We start from the raw sequence: 20,007 nt of genomic DNA on the forward strand, positions 1-20,007 counted from the left end.
AAATATAACCAAAATGGATTGTAATCCCGAAAAGTTATAACTAAAACGGATTACGATCCTGTTTGGTTATAAAATCAGCTCAATTCACGCATGAATTTGGCAAACTTTTGGACTGCTAGTCCGCGGTGGCTAATTTTATTTTTCTCTGCTGACGACATCTCAGCAAAAGATACAGAATAGCCATCAGGCATGAAAACAGGATCGTAACCAAATCCTTCTCCTCCTTGCCTGGAGTTGAGGATCTGACCATTACAAACTCCCTCGAAAAAATGATTTTGTTTACCGGTTACAAAAGCAATGACTGTTTTAAATCTCGCTTTTCGATCAGTATTATTTCCCAGTTCTTTCAGTAATTTATCTATGTTTTCGTTTGAGGTTGCATTTTCGCCAGCGTAGCGTGCAGAGTAGACACCCGGGGCACCATTGAGTGCATCAACTTCAAGTCCTGTATCATCAGCAAAGCAGGGCAGGTTTGTCATATTATAGATGAATTCTGCTTTTTGGAGTGCATTTTCCCACAATGTTTCGTGATCTTCAGGAATATCCGTTTCAATATTCACATCTTTGAGTGATAGAATCTCAAATTTATCACCAAGAATACTCTGGACTTCTTTTAGTTTATTGGGATTGTTTGTGGCGAATACAATTTTCATGATATCCACTTTGCCGATTTGTAAAATTGATCGATCATTTTAACAACTTGAAGCCCGTCATCAGCCGTAGTCATGATTTCGGCTTCTCCGTTTAAAGCTTCCACAACATTGTCAATCACCTTGTCGTGGTTTGACATGGAACCCTGGTAAAAGCCGTAATTATTTGCGGGACTCGACTGGGGAAGGTGCTTGATGTCAAAGCCGTCAGTTTGTTGGTAATCAATTGTGTTGAGATATTTTCCTCCAATCTTGATCGTTCCGTTATCAGCAATAATCGTGATAGAGCCTTCCATATTTTGATTGAAAGCACAGGTACTTACACTCATATTTCCAACACCACCGGATTTCACTTTGAAGTTAAACGAGCCGGTATCTTCAAACTCTATAAGGTTATGGTGACCCAGGTTTCCAATGTAACCATTTACACCATCAATATCACCAAAGAAATAGTAGAGAATATCAATGAAGTGACTGAATTGAGTGTATAAAACGCCACCGTCAAGCTTTTTAGTTCCTTTCCAGTCTGAGTTTTTGTAGTAAGCTTCATTCCTGTTCCAGTAGCAATTCAACGATACTAGTTGAAGTTCACCCAGCTTATTGTTATCAATAATTTTTTTAACGGCCTGAACGGGAGGGTTGTAACGATTTTGTTTTACCACGTATAAAAACCGGTTGAGTTCTTTAGCTGTATCAACCATTTTTTGTGCATCCTGCACAGATGTGGCCATCGGTTTTTCTACCAGCACGTGTTTTCCGGCTTTCATTGCCTTGATGGCTAAATCAGCATGAGTACCATTTGGTGTGCAAATCACAACCATATCACAGTCAGATCCGAGAAAAGCATCGAGGCTAGTGTAGCAAGGGACCTGGTATTCGTTTTCGAGAGATTGTGCAGCATCGTTAAAAGTATCATACAGCCCAACAGCTGTTGCACCGGGATGATCAATTATATGTTTGAGATGCCTTTGTGCGATATATCCGCATCCCATTATTCCAAAACGAATAGGCTGACTCATTTCTTCTTTTTAATTTCTGCTAAATCGCGCGTTTCGTAGATGCGTTCAATGATTTCCACAACTTTTAATCCTTCGAGCGCATTAGCTGTTATGGTATCTTTACCGTTGAGTGTGTTCACAACGTTTTCAATTACATAATGGTGATTAGCTGCAGACCCTTTGAATGGTCCATAATCATTTGGCGGATTGGTAGGAGGTAATTCCGGCTTCTCCATTCCGTCAACATGGCAATACTCGATTTCATTCATGTACTGACCACCAATTTTGATTGACCCTTTGGATCCGACCACAGTTATAGAACTTTCCATATTTGTGTCCCATACTGCAGTTGAGAAGTTGATACAACCAACACCGCCATTGACAAAATTGAAGTTGACTACACCTGAATCTTCAAAATCAGTTAATTCCTGATGATTGAAATCTGCAAAGTTGGCTTTGATATTTGTGATGTCACCAAATACCCAATACATGATATCGATAAAGTGGCTGAACTGAGTGTATAGCGTTCCACCATCGAGTTCGAGGTTACCTTTCCAGCCTCCTTTTTTATAGTAGCGATCATCACGGTTCCAGTAACAATTGATTTGAACCATGTGAATATCACCGAGCATTTCGTCTTCAACAATTTCTTTCAACCATTTTGATGGCGGACTGTAACGGTTTTGCTTCACTACAAAAACCTGTTTGGAGACCTGGAGCGCTTTAAAAATAACTTCTTCAGCTTTTGCTTTGCTAAGGCCCATGGGCTTCTCAATTACAACATGGCGTTTGTGTTGAAGACAATCCAATGCATAATCTGAGTGAGAGCCATTAGGTGTGCAGATGTTGATGACGTCAGGTTCAGTTTCCTTAATCATTTGTTCCAGGCTAGTGTAAAAAGGAATATTGGCCGGAACGAGCTCATGTTTGCTGGCTTCGTCATTTTTATCCATGAGGCCCACTAACTCAGCATTTGGGAATTCATTTATGATGGTAGCATGTCTTCTACCAATGTGGCCGAGGCCTATTACTGCAAATTTGATTTTTTCCATCTTGATAAAAAGAGATCATTTATTGAAAACGCAAATTTAACAAAGCACTAAAGAAATAGTATTTTTATGAGTCTTTTCTGTCATAATTAATAAAATACCTATAGATATTTTGCTATTTTTGAATTAATCTTAATTTGTAAAAAGTTTTAACATTAAAACCTAATAAAAATGGCAAAAGCTGATAATTTAACACCTGGTAAACTCGTAACTAAAATTAGAGAAAACCAGAACAAGAATGGTACAATTAAAGCTCTTTTTGCTAACCAGTTTTTATCAAAATTCACTCTTCAGGAATTGGAGGGAATTGTTAAAAGCTGCGAAAAAGAAATTGAAAAAAGAGAAGATCAAAAAGTTGATGAACTCACAAAGTTTCTCGAGCAAAAAGGATATGAAGTAAAAAAGAAATAATTGGATAAACCTCTTATTTTCTCAAGGCTGCTTATCAAAAATAAGTGGCCTTTTTTAATTCTCAGCTTTAAAGAAGTCTATAACGGAAAGTTTTATCAAATGAATATTTGAATAATAATGGTGTAATATATCACTGTAGTTATAACCGAGTTTTGCCATTTTCATTGCACCTTCCTGACTTAATCCTACTCCATGACCAAATCCTTTACCAACTATTAAGATTGAATCATTTTGTGTATCGACACAAAAGTGGGTTGATTTTAATTCGAAATGTCTTCTCAAATCATCTAAGGCTATTATGGAATCTTTTTGAAATAAATGTGATTGTCTTTGCTCTGGGCAATAGTTCAATAAATAACGCTTAATCGAATAAGATGTAGTATCAACACCCTTAAAGTCATGAAGGTAAGTGAGGTATTCTTTTCTTGATATTGTTTTTTCCCATTCAAAGTGTGGCATGCAAAGGCTAAAGGTATCTTCAACACTTTTCAAGTAGGGGCGGGGATACGTCCATGTGTCTTCAGAGTTGATTGTTTCGCCACCTGAGTTAGAGTGAAAAGCTGCGGTCACGAGGTTTATTTCTGCATCGACCATTACAATGTCTCTGGTTTCTTTAACAGCTTGCTTTATCGTATCATTATAACCGTAGGTTTTATAAACCTGAGAGTTTACACGATCGCATAAGTTAAATCCAATTTTCTCGTATTTATCAAAATGCTTGAGTGCATAGGTTCTGGAAATTATCGACTGAACTTTGTAAAATTCGGGTTCGTGTCCGTTTCCTGATTCACTTTGAACAACTCCGGCCACATAATTTGCCATAGTGGCTTCGTTGATGATTTTGAGTCTGTTTTTATAGATGGAAATTTCTAAATCATCTTCATAAATCCGCTGAGTTTGATCAGATGAAACTGGTTTAATTTTAAACCGGCTAAATGGATCGCGTTCAACTAATTTTACTTGTTTAAATCTGCCGTAAGATTTTGAGAAATTTTTGACTTCTATTAACCCGCTTTGGATGCTGATTTGAAACAATCCCATTCCGTGAAGGGTGGTAACCAGTTTTCCATCTCCGTAAACCTGGTAAGCACCGGCATCGGGTCTAACGATAACACTTGCCGGGCGTTCATTCCAAAACAGGCCAACTCTAACTCTGTCTGAGTGTTGACTGAATGCTCCCTGTGTGACCCAAAATAGTAGTGATATGAAAACGAGTATTCTCATGATATTTCGGACTCAAATTTAATTTCAATTATCGAGCCGTTTTTACAGAGATTAAAGAGTTTTCAACACTTGAGTTGCTACATTTTCAGATGCTCCTGTACCGCCTAGTTTTTTGCGTAACTTGATGTAATTATCGAGCATTTTAGCTCTTCCAACGCCAGTCAAAATACTGTCTAATTCACTCTTTAGTTTTTTGGTATTGAGATCACTTTGGATTAGTTCTTTAACTATTTCCTCGTCCATTATGAGGTTCACGAGTGATATGTAGTTGACTTTGATTAAGCTACGTGCAATCCAATAGGAAATAGAGCTCCCCTTGTAGCAAACAACCTGCGGAACATCAAAAAGAGCTGTTTCTAATGTAGCTGTTCCTGAAGTGACAAGTGCAGCTCTCGATTGCTGGAGTAGTTCGTATGTTTTGCCGTAAAGAACATTTACGCCTTTTTTTCTTGTAAATGGTTCGTAGAACTCTGGTGATTGAGAAGGAGCACCGGCAATGATAAATTGATAATCTGGGTATTGATCCTTCAGCTTGAGCATTATCGGGAGAACAGATTTGATTTCCTGTTTTCGGCTTCCCGGCAATAATGAGATGATGGGTTTGTCAGGTAAATCATTTTGTTCGCAAAATGTTTCAAATTTTGGTTTTTCTTCCTGGTATTGCTCAACTGCATCGAGTAGTGGGTGGCCTACGAATGTTACGTCATAATCAAACTTACCGTAAAAGTCTTTTTCAAACGGTAGAATCACGTACATGTGATCGATACACTTTTTGATTTTGTGTACACGTGATTGTTTCCAGGCCCAAATTTGCGGGGAGATGTAATAGATTGTTTTGTACCCTTTTTCTTTTGCCCATTCAGCAATACGGAGGTTGAATCCAGGGTAATCAATGAAGATAATAGTATCGGGATTGAACTCTTCAATGTCTTTTTTACAAAAGCTGATATTTTTGAGAATGGTTCGCAGGTTGAGCAGTACTTCAACAAACCCCATGAAAGCTAAATCGCGATAGTGCTTGACGATGGTAGCTCCTTCGTTTTGCATCCGTTCACCGCCCCAGGCTCTGAACGTAGCTTCAGGATCTTTTTTTCTAAGAAATTTGATGAGATTTCCGGCATGTAAATCTCCCGATGCTTCGCCTGCTATGATGTAGTACTTCATTTTTCTCTTTTATACGATGGCTCCAGCGTAATAGTAAATTACGTAAACAATGGCTCCTAAAAATGTAACGATCAAAATTCCTTTTCCAATTTGATCCTGTTCGCGTTTTACCATGAAATGCCTCATGAAAAATGCATTGATACCAATTAAAAAAAGTATGGTTTTTTCAGAGAGTGTTTCTGTAACGTAAATGCCAGATACCTGCATGATAAAATAAAACAGAGCATAGAGCACAATAGGGAGTAAAATACCAATTAAAATACCGGTAATCATTTTGTCTTTTTCAAGCATCTAAAAATCGAGTTTACTCAGTTTCTTTAATGATGAATAAGCCGTTAAATCGTACTGAACGGGGACAATGCTCACATAGTTTTGTTCCAGGGCACTTATGTCCGTATCATCTTTTTCATCGTAGTTTTCAAAGTGTCCCGTGAGCCAGTAATAAGGACGGCCAGATGGATCTTCTCTGCGATCAAACTCTTCAATCCAGTTGGCATTAGCTTGCCTGCAAACCTTGATTCCCGCTATTTCATTAATGCCCATATCCGGAATATTGATATTGAGGCAAACGCCTTTTTCGAGTCCGTTTTCTAAAATTTTGGGAACTATCTTTTTAGCATAATGCTTAGCCGATGTAAAATCAGCATCTATACTGTGGTTGGATAGCGAAAACCCAATTGACGGGATTCCTTCTAAACAACCTTCAATGGCAGCAGACATTGTTCCTGAGTAAATCACATTAATACTGGCATTTGTCCCGTGATTGATTCCCGATAGAATCAAATCTGGCTTGCGATCAAGTATTTCATTTACAGCGAGTTTAACACAGTCAACTGGAGTGCCTGTAGTGCTGTAAACGGGTACATTATTTTTGCTTTTCAGTTCCTGAACACGCAAAGTAGCATTTATTGTGATGGCGTGGCCCATCCCGCTTTGCGGCTTATCAGGAGCAACGACCACAACGTCACCAAATTCTTTTGCAACTTCGGTCAGAGCCTGGATGCCGGGAGCCGTTACGCCATCGTCATTGGTTACCAATATTAGAGGTTTGCTCATACAGCTTACATTATTTTGCTGGCGAAATTAACATAATTAAATGTGCTTTTATATCCTGTGCTTGTTACGATGAGGTTTTATTTCTTTGCCTCCAAAATTACACGCAATGCGTTTCAAGGTTGGAGATGAAGTACGCTTTTTGAATGAAACCGGAGAAGGAGAAATCACACGGATTGAAGGAGGTAAACTCTTTGTTGATATCGATGGTTTTGAGTATCCGTACTCACCGGCTGATGTCATTTTGGTAGATGGTGAGAACACGGTTTTTGAAACGCGGGATTTTGGATCTGACCGTGAGGAAAAAAACATTCATGAATCAACAGAGAACCATGCTGAAACGCCAATCAATATTGCATTGAAAGGTGCTTTAAGTCAGGTTTTTGAACGTGTAAATCCAAAAGGAGTTCCCGAGTGTGATTTGCATATCGAAAAGCTCGTAAAAAAGCATGAACACCTCACAAATGGCGAAATCGTTTCACTACAACTCGAATATTTAAAACACATTCTCGACAGTGCCGAGCGTGAAAAAGTGCGTGAATTGATTGTTATACACGGAGTTGGAGAAGGAGTTTTAAAAACTGAGGTGAGACAGTACCTGAGTTCTTTTGCTCATATCACTTATGAGGATGCATCTTTTCAGCGCTATGGCCGGGGAGCAACGTATGTGAGATTATACGGTTTATAGAGAAGGAAATGCGTATTTTTGCATTGCAATCCGAGTCATCGATCTTTTTTAAACCTGAGTTCGATTTATAGTTTAGGATTCAAACCACATATAAATATAATCGAACTCAGGTTTTAAGGTAGGAAAGTCCGGACAGTACAGGGCGGCCCGCTGCTTGTTAAAGGCAGGTGCGTTTTACGTAACGGCAAGTGCAACAGAAAATAAACCAGCCGTGACCTTTGCGTCACCGGTGATGGGTGCAATGGTGAGGTAAGAGCTCACCGGCAATGCAAGTGATTGTGTTGGCCAGGTAAACCCCGGGCACTGAAAGACCATGTAAACCCCGGCTTGAAGGCTGCTCGCCTGAACGGGGAGGGTAGGTCGAGAAGATAAATGATGGCATAGAACAGAATCCGGCTTACGGGATTGCAATATGAAGCCTCACAGTTACTGTGGGGCTTCGCCATTTTGGTAGAGCAGACTTTTTAATCGCTCAGTTTGTGTTTTGTTGTAATCTGAGTTAATGGCCGATTTGATTCTCAGTTTTTCCTTTTTGGTCAGGTGCCAGGATAGCGATATTTCATCACTTGTACTCCTGAGCAGGTTGAATTCGACAACATCAATTCGTTTTTTTAGCTCTGGTGAGAGATATCCAAACATGGCATCGTGTTGGAAGTTTTGAATGTTGAGGTAATTTTTGGAAACGGCTTCAATCGGTCTCAAAAATGACTGAAAAAGACTCCTGACCGGCTTTTCGTCAATCTCGGTTTCTTTGAAACGATCACGAATTTGCACGATGACAATTCCGCTCGTGTTTTCGATGATCCAATTCTTAAAAGTGTTGATGTAATGAAGCGTATTTGTAAAGCCGTAGTTATCGGTAATACCCGCATCGATGACTTCAGTCATTGGCTCTGTGGGAAGTGCTACGTTAGGCAAAATATAGAAGAAGGTAGCGTTCATTCTAAGGGCACTTAAAAAACTGAGATTGTCAGGGTTCTGATTGTGAAAAAGCTGACGATAATCCACTGAACCAATCAATTTTTGAGATGAAGATCCCGATAAAGGCTGGCTCAAATAAGAAATCGGCTGACTGGCAATATTCAATTTTCGGCCGTCATTTGTAATTGTAGGAGAGAGCAGGAACATCGGTATTTTAGCGAGCTTTTCTTCAGCTCTGTAATCGCCAATTGTTCTGTCCAGCACACCATCAGTGTTCTCATTTAGTTGTTGCTCAAAAGCATAGCCTCTGTCTTTTGTGTAATATTCTCCTTTGTAGGAAAATTTTCTCAGCCTCAATAACCAGTCGTGAAGTGATAGATTGAGAATGACAGTATTGAGCAGATCGGTGCTTATTTTGTCGACATATTTTTCATCATTCAATACGATTGATGAATCAGCAAATCGTTGACGGTATAGCTCTCTGTAGTAAGCAGCCCCCAGCATACCACCACTTGAGCCGGTGATAAATTGTGTTTGATTGAAAAACTCATCATTTGAAATACTGTCGAGATGCTGGAGAACTCTGAATGTCCACATTGTAGCTCGCAATCCACCACCTGAACAATTGAGCAAAACCAGTTTTGGCTTCTTACTGTCAGAACCGGCATTATGGACTTTCCAGTTTTCGAGAATTTTACGTGTATTCTCTTTATCCTCTTCAATTTTTATTGAGTCGTAAGCGTACTTTTCAATTTCTTCGTTTGAATATTTTGCCGGCTCACGATCATAGGAAAGCCCGTATGCATAACTTTTAAAGGTGTAGTCAGGGTTTTGTGAAAGATGGTTATATCCTATGATGATGACAATGAAAAGCAGTGTTGACCACCCTTTTAGCCAACTGTAAATAGCGCTGGCTAACATAAGAACCATAGTTAGTATAAGGGTGACACTTGCTGCAGCGGGAAGTGTAAAAATGGCCGTTTCGCGGTAAAAGCTGAAGAATATAATTGAAAGTATGAGCAGTATTTCAAATATGGATGCATTCACATGGTTTTGAGCGAAAACTGTTTTGAGCATTTTAGCATCGTAATGCGCAATGTCTCTAGCCAGCTTGAGTTTTGTAGGAGAGTGAAGGTATGTTACAACATTCCATTCTTTTGCACGGTTCAGGTAGCTGTACCAACGCTCTGGTTTAGAATACACATTTTGCATTGGCCTTTCACCTGAAGGTCGTTTTTTTAGCTGAAAATCACCAAATAGCTTTTGGAAGCTTTTGTTTGTATTGAGGAAGTAGGTGAGGGTTAGAAAAATAAAGAGAAAGACTCCGCCAAATAATCCTACCAACCTAACAGTAACTTCTAAAGGAGAATCTAGTTGTTGGTGAACCTGGTAGTTGTAAAGTGTAACTGAGTAGTATGTAAAAAAGGACAACGGTATTATAAACGAATTGAGGCAATACTTGGCAAAAGGTTTTCCGAGTGTTGCAAGGATTGGAAAGCGATCTCCATTGAGAATGTAACTGGAGATAAAGTAAGCCATAGTAAAGCCACCAAAGGCAAATCCCGTAATAAAGTGTGACAGGATGTTAACTTCTCCTAAATATTCAGGGAAAAGGAATAAATTATGAGCTCCGTATTTTTTTAGAATGTTGCCTGAAATGTTCCCGAACAGAAAAAGCCAAAAAAGCAACAGAGCCTGGTTCCTTTTGAGGTGGATGAGAACTAATTGGGTCGGAAAAAAGAAAACGACTCTTTTCCAAATGCTTTTAAAAAAATTTGGGGAAGCTGCCATTCAAGCAATTTCCCCAAATATAAATAGTATTAATATAAGTGTAAATACACTATAAAATATTAATCGTCTAATTTCACATTAGCCCAATTTCTGCCTGATTCAATTCTGTTGAGTTGTGTATGTGAAATTAAGAACTTACGAGCAATAACAGATTTTCTAAGTTTCCCCTCTTTTAGCATCTGTTTAATCTCAATCACCTGATTTTTGCTCAGTTTTGAGTTTGTTACCAGTCCTTTTCTGTGATTAGGTCCTTTAACTTTGTGTTCAATTTGCTCTTTACGAGTTGCCCACTGAAGATTATCAGTCCTATTATTCGTTTTGTCGTAATCGAGATGAAGAATCAGGCGTTGACCTTCTTTCGGTTTTGGTAAAAATGTTTTAGCTACTAAACGGTGAACGTACTGGTTGATAAGCTTCTCTTCTTTAGTTCTAAACCGAACAGCCGGATAGCCTTCAATCAACGTCCCTTTTAGAATTTTTCCGCGGCCGTACGCGTAACTTTTAATACGGCCAAGGTTAGATACCTCGTACTTCGATTTGAGATCGATGCCTTTGAGGTTAACCTCTTTCCAAATTTCTCCTTTGAAATCTTTCATAATTGTTTTCCTCCTTAATTTTAAAGAATCAGGTTTTGAGCGTAGCTGGAAAGAGGGGAAATGTTATTTAAGTTTCGCAAATATAGAGTGGTGTTAGTTTAACAGGTTGTAAATTTTAGTCAGATGTTTTGAATTGACCTTCAATATAATGAATTATTAGAACATACATACAGTCATTAATTAAAAAAGTTCAGTGCTTTAAAAAATCTGTTACTAAGTAAGCTGTACATTTCCCTGTAACTTTTTGATTTATGTCATTTTGTAGGGGTGCTCCTTCGCAAATATGCAAATATTTATAATTTGTACCGGAAACAACTTTAGATATATATTGTCTTGCATTGATAATTGAAACTCCACAAGGGGTAAAAGCACTTACCGGCATCTTTTCTATTGAATCTAAATCTAGCTCAATTCCCGTTTCCAGCTCTCCTATAAACCGAACTGCTTTGTATATTGTTTCATTCCAGGTGTATTTTCCTCTGATAAAGACATCTTCGAAGAATGAAGTGAATATGTTTTTTTTATCCCGGATATCTGTCAGGTTTGCTTCGCTATTATAACCTTCATGCAAACCTATAACAGCGTACTTTTCCAAAAAACCATTCTCCATTGCATAACTGAATCCATTTCCACTATGCCTTCCTTCGAGTTTGCGAAAGTCACTGTGAGGATCACAGTTAATTGTTCCAATTGGCTTTCCGAGTGCGGTGGACACACCTTTGATAATCGGGTAAGCATTGTTGTGTCCGCCCCCAATAACAATGGGGATTTTACCGTGTTCAACGATTTCCCGGATTATAGATGAAACCACTTCATCAATTTTGGCAGTCTCTGATCGAAATACTTCAACATCATCAGGATGAGAGGTTGATAGAGCCTGCAGGCTTTTCAATTCAGATTCAAAATCGATGTGTCCCAGCAATAGCACATTATCTCCTTTGAGAAACCTATTGCTTTGCACATTGAGGAAGGCATTCAAAAAGGCTTCCCAGGCTGAGTAAGCTCCGCCTTTGCCAAGATTTCCACGTATCCCGATATCCTCAGGTATTCCCAGCAATACGTAATCAACACGGTCAGAACCGAGAAGCTCTGGTTCTGACCGAATGACTTCGCCAATTTTTGTTTCTCCGTCTCTTTTTGAAACGTATTTCGAGATATCAGCTTTTGAGTATGTTTTGAGTTTTTCGTGCATCATTATGTTTGAATAACTCCAACGTTGTAGCGTTTTTCAATTGGTGCGTGATCGGCTGCTTCAATTCCCATGGATATCCATTTTCGGGTATCCATTGGATCTATGATGTTGTCGACCCAGAGTCGGCTGGCAGCATAGTAAGGAGAAACCTGTTCATCATAACTGTTTTTGATTTTATCGTACAGTTCTTTCTCTTTCTCCTCGGTTATTTTTTCACCTTTTGCTTTCAATCGGGAAACTTCAATGGAGAGTAAAACTTTTGCTGCCTGTGAGCCACCCATTACGGCAAGCTCAGCAGTGGGCCATGCTGCGATCAATCGTGGATCGTATGCTTTTCCGCACATGGCGTAGTTTCCGGCTCCGTAAGAGTTGCCCATTACGATAGTGAATTTAGGCACAACTGAATTAGCCATGGCGTTCACCATTTTAGCGCCATCTTTTATAATTCCACCGTGTTCTGATCGTGAGCCTACCATAAATCCTGTTACGTCCTGTAAAAAGACGAGCGGAATTTTCTTTTGGTTGCAATTCATGATGAAACGAGCAGCTTTATCGGCACTGTCGCTGTAGATTACTCCACCAAACTGCATTCCGTCTTTGCGCGATTTCACCATCCCGCGCTGATTGGCGACAATTCCAACACTCCATCCATCGATGCGGGCGTAGCAGGTTACGATGGTTTTGCCGTAGTCTTTTTTGTATTCGTCAAATTCTGAGTTATCTACCAATCGCTCGATGACGTCTCTTACTTCATAAGGTTTTGAACGATCGTATGGCATGATGCCGTAAAGCTCGCTTTCGTCTTCTTTTGGCTTTGCCGGCTCTGACCGATTAAAACCAGCCGGAGTGTGATTACCCACTTTATCCATGATGTTTTGGATGCGGTCTAAACACGCTTTATCATCTTCACATTTGTAGTCAGTAACACCACTTATTTCATTGTGAGTTGTCGCACCTCCAAGCGTTTCGTTGTCAATGTCTTCTCCAATAGCAGCTTTTACGAGATAGGAACCGGCCAAAAAGATGGTTCCCGTTTTGTCAACGATCATGGCTTCATCGCTCATGATGGGGAGATAAGCTCCTCCGGCAACACAGCTTCCCATTACTGCTGCAATTTGTAAAATGCCTTCGCTCGACATTTTAGCGTTGTTGCGGAAAATGCGTCCAAAGTGTTCTTTATCGGGGAATATTTCATCCTGCATGGGAAGGAAAACTCCGGCACTATCGACAAGGTAAATAATAGGGAGTTTGTTTTCCATGGCTATTTCCTGAGCCCTGAGGTTCTTTTTACCTGTGATCGGGAACCAGGCTCCGGCTTTCACCGTGGCATCATTGGCTACAACAATGCATTGTTCGCCTTTCACGTAGCCTATTTTTACGACAACACCTCCGGAGGGACATCCACCGTATTCTTCGTACATTCCATCCCCGGCAAAGGTGCCGATTTCAATGCTCGGCTTTTTAGCATCGAGCAGATAATCAACACGTTCACGTGCTGTTAACTTGCCTTGTTTGTGTTGCTTATCGATTCGTTTTTGTCCACCACCAAGTGAAACTTTTTCAAATTTCTTTTGCAACTCAGATAGTTTGAGTCGCATTTTATCATCATTTTTATTGAATTCGAGTTCTTTCTTAGATGCCATAGTTTTTGTTTTGCGGTTGTCAAATATACAAAAGGAGTGGCGTCAATCTTTGTTTAGGTGGTTTTCCTTTATATCGAGTAAATAGGTCCTGCTTTCAGGCCCAAGGTTAAATATCAGGTCTAAAATACTGAGGTTTTTTCTAAAATCATGACGGTCACCAAAAACCTGGAAATATTCTGGTAAATTTTCTTTAAACCTGTGTTGTTTTACGTTGAATTTTAATCGGTAGTCTGATTCATTTTCAATTGGCTGAAACGTTGAGGTTAAGGAATATTCAACATTGAAGTTCAAACATTTCATGATTATTTGATGAAGTGCCAGGTTGAAATCGATGAGTTTTTTGGGCTCTGACCGATACACCTCTTCAAATAAATAATCGTAAAACTCAAAGTAAGGTGAAGTTCCGTAAGCTGACTGAATAGCCTGCCAGTGGTTGTGTTGCCAGTTTTCTTCATAGGCGATTTCTACATCGGCCATCTTCATTTTTGACGCTGTTTTATTAATGGGAATTACCAGGTTGGTCACGTCATTGGGGCCGTCAATGGTGCAGCGATTGCGCGGTGTTTGTTTGGTGAAGTTTTCCCAAATTTCAAATGAAATGTTTTCCTGCCCGATCAAATGAGCGTAATAGTAAACAGGTCCAGCGTAAAAAACGGGAAAAATCATTTGGTTAAACTTTTAAGTGTTCTTTGCCAGTTTACTCCTTCTTCATTCACTGAAAAAAGTATTCTGCTCGTAATGGCAACAATGTGGCTTTCAGGTAAGAAACCCCAGTAACGGGAGTCGCTTGAATTATCGCGGTTATCACCTAAAATGAAATAGTAATTGTGCTCAAAGGTGTAATATTCTCTTTCCTTTCCATCGATATAATATTGATCATCAATACGTTCAATATCGTGGTTTTCGTGGTCTCTTATGGTTGAGCTGTACAATTCAAAGGTTCTTTGGTCGAGTTTAACCTTCCGGTTTTCTGCCGGTATTTTGAGCGGACCAAAGTTATCTTTTGTCCATTGAAGATCAGGTGAGGAAGGGAAAGTAAGGCCGGTGTTTTGGTAACGGTCAGAGCCGGTCTTGCGAACACTTTTAACACCTTTCTGGCTTTTGAGTTTCTCTGCCTGCTGTTCTGTGATGTTCAATGAGAATTTACCGTCAAACTTTTCAGGAAAGTTTATGTTCGAATGACCTTCAATCTGCTCGAACAGGTCGTGATCGATTTCAATCGAGTATTCAAATTGCAGCTCAGCGCCTTCGAACTCAGTTTTTTCTCCGTTGACGAAGAGCTTTTTCTCTTTGATCGTAAGTTCATCACCGGGAAGAGCAACGCATCGCTTGATGAAAAAAGTACGCTGATCAATTGGGTAATGCGATTCATTGGGGTAATTAAAAATGAGAATATCACCGCGTGAAACGGTATCGTATCCGGGAATTCTCCAGTAGGGGAGTTGAACGATTTTGGAGTAAGGTTGAAATCCCAGCCATTTTTGATGTGTAAATGGAATAGAGAGCGGTGTGATGGGCAACCTTGGGCCTACTGCAAGTTTATTCCCGATGATGAAATCACCTTTTTGAATGGTAGCACTCATGCTTCTCGATGAAACGAGGTAGAGGTCGAAAAAGCCGGATTTGAAAATCCAAAGAATAAGTAACGCGAGTAAAAAGGCTCGTCCCCATTGAAGAGTGGGGTTTGATTTATGCTTTTTGCGCTGCTTGTGTTTCTTCTTTTTCATTCACTACATTTCCTTGCGCTTCAAAGTTGCCTATTTTATCGAAAATGATCCCCGATGATTACTTTTATCCATAGCTTCTGTTCTACGAGAGACTGGATTTCAGAGTAAAATGTCTTAAGAGAGGCAACTTGCAGTTTAAATGATTTCATGTAATGAGGCGAATTTGTTCTTCGTTCCAAAAATAGCGAAACCAGCAAGAATAAAACGGCTCAAATTATTCGAGCAGGAGAATTTCTACTCGCCTGTTTTTTGCCCGATTCTGCCTTGTACTATTGAGATGTAACGGATCTGACTCTCCTTTTCCTTCATACTCGAGACGGTCTGATCTTATTTGATTATCAGTAAAATAATCGTAAACGCGTTTGGCCCGTTTAATTGATAGTCGCATGTTATCGCGTTTATCTCCTACATTATCGGTGTGTCCCACAATTTTGAGTCGGGCTTCTCTGTTGGCGTTCAAATACTCCAAAACCAATTCAAGGTCACGATAAGATGTGGGAATAAGCTCATCACTTCCAAACTCAAACCTGATGTTTTCCAAAACGAGCTCTCGTTTTTCATCAATTGTGTAAATATAGTTTTCATCTTCAATTGAATAGGGAAGTGTATCGGGAATGTGTACAGTTGTATCGATCAGAGCCAGCGGTTGCAAATCCTCTTTGTCTTCGGGCTCTTCATCGCGAATTTTGTAAAGGGCAACATTATCGATGAAGTAATAAGCTTTGAACTTCCAATAATCCGGCACGTACCATTTTTTCTTTTTGAACTTATCCCTGATTCGCTTTTTACTGAAGTTCCCCACGGAGATGTATTTTTCGGTGCCATTGGATTTGAATGTGCCAGAAACTCTCACCCAGCCGTTTTGAGCTGTATCTGCCGCAACAATACCATCGTGCCTGTATTCTTCAACTTGTGGAGGGTTTTTATAAATATAGTACTCACTCGTGTAGTAAGGCCTGCGGTGGTAAAAACTGGCACCTATACTCCGTAAATATGAATTGTACCGCTCGCTGGGGTGAACATACATTTCAAATAAATAACGTATGCCTTTTTCCAAATCATCTGTTAGGCGGAGTTGCAAAAACTCACGGTATTTGGCATAAACCCTAATGCCCACATACACGTTTCCCGATTGCGGTTGTGGTAGTTGCCAGTCTTCAGTGCCGTATGGCCTGCGCGTGTCACCATCAAGGACAAAACGGTCAACTGTGTTGATGAAACGCCACGGCCTGTGCGTGTATCGTCTTCCCCGTTTTTTCTCGAAATCGCCATTGGGGATGAGGTTCTGACCAAAACCTACACTGGCGAAGAGCAATAGCAGTAAAAACAAAATGGTTCTCATTACTGACAAAGAAAGCTATTGTTAGGATATTTTGAGCTTCAGGGAAGACTTGTTATTAACAGCAGCACTTGAATTGTTTAGGATTTTGCGGGCTTTGCCGAAACGCCAAAAGTGAAAAACCAAATTAGTGAAATCATTTCCAGTAATATGATTGAACTTGAGAATAATGGAGGAAACATCGAGCTGACAGATACAGATAGCGTAAAAATAAGCGTAATAAAGAGCCTGATCAATTCGAGATTTGATCCGGTTTTTGTTTTGTCGAGTAATTTTCCGATCGACATTACCGAAAAAAGAATAAACGCCAGGAATGATACCTGTGTCGCTACACTAAAAGTAGAAAACCAGAATAAGAAAAATGCTGTAATGCCTAATATGATAGCATATTGAAGAAGGATGTATGCGCCACGGTCAGATCCTACAGTGTTGTCGTATTTACTAACCGGGTGAGCAGGTAGCTCGATTTGCGGCTGTTTTGCCAACCATGCCGGACTTTTATAAAGCACCCGTAGTTTGTCAGTGTTTTTATCGAACGCATTCATGTTTCGCCACAATGCTTTTATGGGGTCGATGTGAGCCTTGATAGGATCAAATGTTGCCGTTTGAGAAGTGACACCGTAATCGGGTTTTTCTTCTTCCTTTTGGAACGTGCCAAACATCCGGTCCCAAATGATCAATGTACCCGCGTGATTTTTATCGAGGTATTTTTCATTGCGCCCGTGGTGAACGCGGTGGTGAGATGGCGTGTTGAAAATAAACTCAAACCAGCGCGGTAGTTTGTCGATCATCTCAGTGTGAATCCAAAACTGGTAGAGCGTTGTAAAGGCTCCTATAAAAAGGAACCACTCTGTTTTAAAACCAATAACAGCGAGCGGAATATAAAACACAGAAGTAAACACTTTTTGCAGAGCTCCCTGTCTCAATGCGACAGAAAAATTGTAATCCTCGCTTTGGTGATGGACAATGTGCCCGATCCAAAAGAGATTGATTTGATGGCTCATCCTGTGTGCCCAGTAATAGAAAAAGTCAACACCTAGGAATAATATGACAGTCCAAAAAACAGTTTCCGGAACGGAGAAAACAGCGAAGTTCACAAAGAAAAAGTGATAAACAGCAACGGTAAACACTTTTATGAAAACACCTGTTGCCTGCTCGGTAATGCCGCAACTGATGTTGGTAATAGCATCGTTGAGGCGGTAGCGTTTTTTGTGTTTCAATCGATCGTAAAGGACTTCAACTCCAATGAGAATGAAGTAAACCGGTATCGCTAATATGATGGGGTTGATATCCATTTGCGTTTATAAAGGTATAAAAATTGGGAAAGGCCGATTACTGTTTCAGGTTTTTCAATTGCCTTGAATTGATAATATCACCTGTGATCACACTTATCATGAAAGCGATTATCGGCTAAAAACCCGATAATTCAAAATATCGCCTTAAAACCCGATAATTGAGAATATCGGGTGATGAGCCTATTATTTGAAATTGTTTGGGGTTCGCTTATTTGGGTTTCTTCATCATTTTGAATTGCCTTAAAGTGAGGTTTTATTTTTTGTCGATTGTTTTACTTGTTTTTTATTGTCCTTTGTTCCCGCTGTTTTGAGCAGGATTTCGAGTAAGCTCTCAACTTGACACAAAGGACCCAACCGAGCCGAAAGGCGAGCTCATGATATTTTTAGCGAATAAAAATCAAGACTCCTCAGAGGGGATTTTTCTCCGTCCTGTACAATAGTGCATTCTCTAAATCGCGATCCCGTTCGTCACGTCACGAGGATATAAGAGTTTCTAAAATCTGACAAATATGTCAGATTAAGAACCCCTAATACTACGCACATCCGCTGCATATCGCTAACTGATAAGCCGGGGTATCGATTCATGTTTAGGGCTTGTTGATGTTGATTTGGGATCGTTTGTTTTTGGGGTGATTTTAAGTGGTTGTTTATTTATCAAACTGTTGTTCAATGAATTTTTTCAATTGAGCTGAATCCTGTCTGTTGTCCCAAAAACCAAGTATGATTATTTTATCTTTCAAAGCGATGTAAATGATAGAGTAGTGCTTGATGATACTGACCCGAACATCACTGTAATTAGTTTTCTTTCCAATTTGAGGATATGCGTTGATTAAGGTCGTTCTGGCTATTATTAACTTATTCAGTGTTTTGGCATACGAAAAAGAACCTGTTCTTTCAATCCAATAATTGAAAATATGGTCTCTTTGAGCTTTTGCAACTTTTGACCAGTAGAGTTTTAGCCGAGCCATTTGGAGTCGAGCTTTCTCATTTCTTCTTGTGAAAGGAGGTCGCCATCTTTGATGTTCTGCTCACTCATTTTGATCATTTCAATTTGATGAGCATCTAAGTCGACCTTTTCTGTTGAATACAGTTTTTCAATTAAATCTTCAACTGAAAACTCATCGGGCAACGACTTTAATTGTTCTTCAACTTTTGTTTTAGAGATCATTTCATGTGGCATTTTCTCAAATTTACGGAAATATTTGGAGATAGATTCTTCTGCAGTTCGCTATTGTTTACAGTTTTTTCTCATTGTCCTTTGTCCCCGCTGTTATAAGCGGGATTTCGAGTGAACTCTCAACTTGACACAAAGGACGTAACCCAGCCGAAAGGCGAGCTCATGAGCTTCTTATAAATCATTATTTAGCGAATAAAAATCAAGTCTCATCAGAGGCGATTTTTCTCCACTTCGTTGCGAAAACTGCAGTCGGATTATGTGCTCCGCGCTTTGTTCCTTGCTCAACTAGCTAAGTTGGTATGGTAATTAGTAACTATTGGTATTAGCTGTCTGATTACAAAAATCCTGATTGGGTTACGCTTCGAAACGCGTTCCCGTTCCTTTCGTCACGAGGATGTAAGAGCTTCAATAATCTGACGGTTTGGTCAGATTAAGAATCTCTAACACTTCGCACATCCGCTGCATATCACTAACTGATGAGCCGCAACCTACGAATTGAGGTTTGGTTAATAGTATAATCAGGGAACGCTTGATTTTTTAAACTCGAAAAGCCGGAGACGAGAACGGAATCCAGCTTACTCCCGATATGATTTTACGAGCTTTTACGGCCTCGGGAACTGACGCGTAGTAATTTCAGCAGAGTGAGCGTACATTTTTGCTGTGCCTGAGCTCAGCCTTCGGGTTTTTCAAAAGAAAAACACGCAAAAGGCGTTTGCGAGTTCAGTAAAAATAGTGTTAGAAAAACTTAGTAGCTGAAAAATCAGCTACTTAGTGACTCTTACATCCACGCACTTGCTGCGGGACGATTGACTGCTAGAAATTCGAGCAAAGTTTCCGTGAGCCTTGATCTTTCCGTCCTTTTGCATCAAGGCAAAAGGACAAAACTAAATTCTTGATTAGCTTAAATCAGCAATCTTTTTTCTTGATAAAAAAGATAAAAAAACCGAGCCGAATGGCGAGCTCATGAGCACATAAATAAATGAATCGGTTGCGAATAAATCAAGCCTCCTCAGAGGCGATTTTTTTCCGTCCTGTAAAGTAGATTTACTGTGTTATCGTCTAAGGATGGCTTAATTTCAATTCAAAACT

General features: G+C 39.7%; 19 protein-coding genes and 1 other RNA gene. 3 read left to right on the forward strand and 17 right to left on the reverse strand.

Going from position 1 to position 20,007, the window contains the following annotated elements:
* Positions 1-74 precede the first annotated feature (74 nt).
* Genes RI557_RS04530 through RI557_RS04540 form a run of 3 tightly spaced genes read right to left on the reverse strand, consistent with a single transcriptional unit; the run spans position 75 to position 2,700 of the window.
* The gene (locus RI557_RS04530; RefSeq protein ID WP_310682424.1) at positions 75-653 is read right to left on the reverse strand and encodes a non-canonical purine NTP diphosphatase; all 579 of its coding nucleotides are present in this window, start codon (positions 651-653) and stop codon (positions 75-77) included.
* Complete coding sequence (locus tag RI557_RS04535; protein ID WP_310682430.1) at positions 650-1,669, reverse strand: Gfo/Idh/MocA family oxidoreductase; 1,020 nt, start codon at positions 1,667-1,669, stop codon at positions 650-652. The genes RI557_RS04530 and RI557_RS04535 overlap by 4 nt, the downstream gene beginning before the upstream one ends.
* On the reverse strand, positions 1,666-2,700 hold the full coding sequence (locus RI557_RS04540) for a Gfo/Idh/MocA family oxidoreductase (RefSeq protein ID WP_310668397.1): 1,035 nt from the start codon (positions 2,698-2,700) through the stop codon (positions 1,666-1,668). Before RI557_RS04540 ends, RI557_RS04535 begins: the two co-directional genes overlap by 4 nt.
* A 168-nt stretch (positions 2,701-2,868) precedes the next feature.
* Between RI557_RS04540 and RI557_RS04545 the strand changes: the two genes are divergently transcribed.
* Positions 2,869-3,108 carry a hypothetical protein gene (locus RI557_RS04545; RefSeq protein ID WP_310668396.1) on the forward strand — a complete coding sequence of 80 codons (240 nt, stop codon included), beginning with the start codon at positions 2,869-2,871 and terminating at the stop codon, positions 3,106-3,108.
* A gap of 54 nt (positions 3,109-3,162) precedes the next feature.
* On the opposite strand, the gene RI557_RS04550 is transcribed toward RI557_RS04545, so the two are convergent.
* The 4 genes from RI557_RS04550 to surE are packed head-to-tail and all read right to left on the reverse strand — an operon-like array spanning position 3,163 to position 6,552.
* A complete protein-coding gene (locus tag RI557_RS04550; RefSeq protein WP_310668395.1) occupies positions 3,163-4,332 on the reverse strand; it encodes a SpoIID/LytB domain-containing protein in 1,170 nt (389 codons plus the stop codon).
* Between the two features lie 51 nt (positions 4,333-4,383).
* Positions 4,384-5,496 carry a lipid-A-disaccharide synthase gene (gene lpxB / locus RI557_RS04555; RefSeq protein ID WP_310682432.1) on the reverse strand — a complete coding sequence of 371 codons (1,113 nt, stop codon included), beginning with the start codon at positions 5,494-5,496 and terminating at the stop codon, positions 4,384-4,386.
* A 9-nt stretch (positions 5,497-5,505) separates the two neighbouring features.
* Positions 5,506-5,787 carry a hypothetical protein gene (locus RI557_RS04560; protein WP_310668393.1) on the reverse strand — a complete coding sequence of 94 codons (282 nt, stop codon included), beginning with the start codon at positions 5,785-5,787 and terminating at the stop codon, positions 5,506-5,508.
* Complete coding sequence (surE, locus tag RI557_RS04565; protein ID WP_310682434.1) at positions 5,788-6,552, reverse strand: 5'/3'-nucleotidase SurE; 765 nt, start codon at positions 6,550-6,552, stop codon at positions 5,788-5,790.
* Between the two features lie 106 nt (positions 6,553-6,658).
* On the opposite strand from surE, the gene RI557_RS04570 reads away from it, so the two are divergent.
* Positions 6,659-7,237, forward strand: a complete 579-nt coding sequence (locus RI557_RS04570; RefSeq protein ID WP_310668391.1) for a Smr/MutS family protein — start codon at positions 6,659-6,661, stop codon at positions 7,235-7,237.
* A gap of 22 nt (positions 7,238-7,259) precedes the next feature.
* Positions 7,260-7,653, forward strand: an RNA gene (gene rnpB, locus RI557_RS04575) — RNase P RNA component class A.
* Positions 7,654-7,663: 10 nt separating this feature from the next.
* Here the strand turns inward: rnpB and RI557_RS04580 are convergent.
* The 10 genes from RI557_RS04580 to RI557_RS04625 all read right to left on the reverse strand — a co-directional run bounded on the left by RI557_RS04580 (position 7,664) and on the right by RI557_RS04625 (position 18,921).
* Entirely contained in the window at positions 7,664-9,949 is a 2,286-nt protein-coding gene (locus tag RI557_RS04580; RefSeq protein WP_310668390.1) for a hypothetical protein, read from the reverse strand.
* 59 nt (positions 9,950-10,008) lie between these two features.
* Positions 10,009-10,545, reverse strand: a complete 537-nt coding sequence (locus RI557_RS04585; RefSeq protein ID WP_310668389.1) for an NUMOD4 domain-containing protein — start codon at positions 10,543-10,545, stop codon at positions 10,009-10,011.
* Between the two features lie 190 nt (positions 10,546-10,735).
* Positions 10,736-11,740, reverse strand: coding sequence for a formimidoylglutamase (locus RI557_RS04590; protein ID WP_310668388.1), 1,005 nt, complete (start codon positions 11,738-11,740; stop codon positions 10,736-10,738).
* Positions 11,740-13,380, reverse strand: a complete 1,641-nt coding sequence (locus tag RI557_RS04595) for an acyl-CoA carboxylase subunit beta (RefSeq protein ID WP_310668387.1) — start codon at positions 13,378-13,380, stop codon at positions 11,740-11,742. Before RI557_RS04595 ends, RI557_RS04590 begins: the two co-directional genes overlap by 1 nt.
* 42 nt (positions 13,381-13,422) lie before the next feature.
* Positions 13,423-14,046, reverse strand: a complete 624-nt coding sequence (locus tag RI557_RS04600) for a WbqC family protein (protein WP_310682436.1) — start codon at positions 14,044-14,046, stop codon at positions 13,423-13,425.
* Positions 14,043-15,107 carry a signal peptidase I gene (lepB, locus tag RI557_RS04605; RefSeq protein WP_310682438.1) on the reverse strand — a complete coding sequence of 355 codons (1,065 nt, stop codon included), beginning with the start codon at positions 15,105-15,107 and terminating at the stop codon, positions 14,043-14,045. Before lepB ends, RI557_RS04600 begins: the two co-directional genes overlap by 4 nt.
* Before the next feature lie 214 nt (positions 15,108-15,321).
* Positions 15,322-16,449, reverse strand: a complete 1,128-nt coding sequence (locus tag RI557_RS04610; protein ID WP_310682440.1) for an OmpA family protein — start codon at positions 16,447-16,449, stop codon at positions 15,322-15,324.
* A gap of 77 nt (positions 16,450-16,526) precedes the next feature.
* On the reverse strand, positions 16,527-17,741 hold the full coding sequence (locus tag RI557_RS04615) for a sterol desaturase family protein (RefSeq protein ID WP_310668384.1): 1,215 nt from the start codon (positions 17,739-17,741) through the stop codon (positions 16,527-16,529).
* A 647-nt stretch (positions 17,742-18,388) separates the two neighbouring features.
* The gene (locus RI557_RS04620; protein WP_310668383.1) at positions 18,389-18,709 is read right to left on the reverse strand and encodes a type II toxin-antitoxin system RelE/ParE family toxin; all 321 of its coding nucleotides are present in this window, start codon (positions 18,707-18,709) and stop codon (positions 18,389-18,391) included.
* Positions 18,697-18,921 (reverse strand): hypothetical protein, encoded by a 225-nt coding sequence (locus RI557_RS04625; RefSeq protein ID WP_310682449.1) that lies wholly within the window; start codon positions 18,919-18,921, stop codon positions 18,697-18,699. The genes RI557_RS04620 and RI557_RS04625 overlap by 13 nt, the downstream gene beginning before the upstream one ends.
* Between the last annotated feature and the right edge of the window lie 1,086 nt (positions 18,922-20,007).

Source organism: Salibacter sp., from assembly GCF_031581065.1.
Classification (GTDB): Bacteria; Bacteroidota; Bacteroidia; order Flavobacteriales_G; family Salibacteraceae; genus Salibacter.

Bases quoted from the DNA above. Each gene is read 5' to 3' on its own strand.
- RI557_RS04530 (WP_310682424.1), bottom strand. From the start codon at position 653: ATGAAAATTGTATTCGCCACAAACAATCCCAATAAACTAAAAGAAGTC.
- RI557_RS04535 (WP_310682430.1), bottom strand. From the start codon at position 1,669: ATGAGTCAGCCTATTCGTTTTGGAATAATGGGATGCGGATATATCGCA.
- RI557_RS04540 (WP_310668397.1), bottom strand. From the start codon at position 2,700: ATGGAAAAAATCAAATTTGCAGTAATAGGCCTCGGCCACATTGGTAGA.
- RI557_RS04545 (WP_310668396.1), top strand. From the start codon at position 2,869: ATGGCAAAAGCTGATAATTTAACACCTGGTAAACTCGTAACTAAAATT.
- RI557_RS04550 (WP_310668395.1), bottom strand. From the start codon at position 4,332: ATGAGAATACTCGTTTTCATATCACTACTATTTTGGGTCACACAGGGA.
- lpxB (WP_310682432.1), bottom strand. From the start codon at position 5,496: ATGAAGTACTACATCATAGCAGGCGAAGCATCGGGAGATTTACATGCC.
- RI557_RS04560 (WP_310668393.1), bottom strand. From the start codon at position 5,787: ATGCTTGAAAAAGACAAAATGATTACCGGTATTTTAATTGGTATTTTA.
- surE (WP_310682434.1), bottom strand. From the start codon at position 6,552: ATGAGCAAACCTCTAATATTGGTAACCAATGACGATGGCGTAACGGCT.
- RI557_RS04570 (WP_310668391.1), top strand. From the start codon at position 6,659: ATGCGTTTCAAGGTTGGAGATGAAGTACGCTTTTTGAATGAAACCGGA.
- RI557_RS04580 (WP_310668390.1), bottom strand. From the start codon at position 9,949: ATGGCAGCTTCCCCAAATTTTTTTAAAAGCATTTGGAAAAGAGTCGTT.
- RI557_RS04585 (WP_310668389.1), bottom strand. From the start codon at position 10,545: ATGAAAGATTTCAAAGGAGAAATTTGGAAAGAGGTTAACCTCAAAGGC.
- RI557_RS04590 (WP_310668388.1), bottom strand. From the start codon at position 11,740: ATGATGCACGAAAAACTCAAAACATACTCAAAAGCTGATATCTCGAAA.
- RI557_RS04595 (WP_310668387.1), bottom strand. From the start codon at position 13,380: ATGGCATCTAAGAAAGAACTCGAATTCAATAAAAATGATGATAAAATG.
- RI557_RS04600 (WP_310682436.1), bottom strand. From the start codon at position 14,046: ATGATTTTTCCCGTTTTTTACGCTGGACCTGTTTACTATTACGCTCAT.
- lepB (WP_310682438.1), bottom strand. From the start codon at position 15,107: ATGAAAAAGAAGAAACACAAGCAGCGCAAAAAGCATAAATCAAACCCC.
- RI557_RS04610 (WP_310682440.1), bottom strand. From the start codon at position 16,449: ATGAGAACCATTTTGTTTTTACTGCTATTGCTCTTCGCCAGTGTAGGT.
- RI557_RS04615 (WP_310668384.1), bottom strand. From the start codon at position 17,741: ATGGATATCAACCCCATCATATTAGCGATACCGGTTTACTTCATTCTC.
- RI557_RS04620 (WP_310668383.1), bottom strand. From the start codon at position 18,709: ATGGCTCGGCTAAAACTCTACTGGTCAAAAGTTGCAAAAGCTCAAAGA.
- RI557_RS04625 (WP_310682449.1), bottom strand. From the start codon at position 18,921: ATGCCACATGAAATGATCTCTAAAACAAAAGTTGAAGAACAATTAAAG.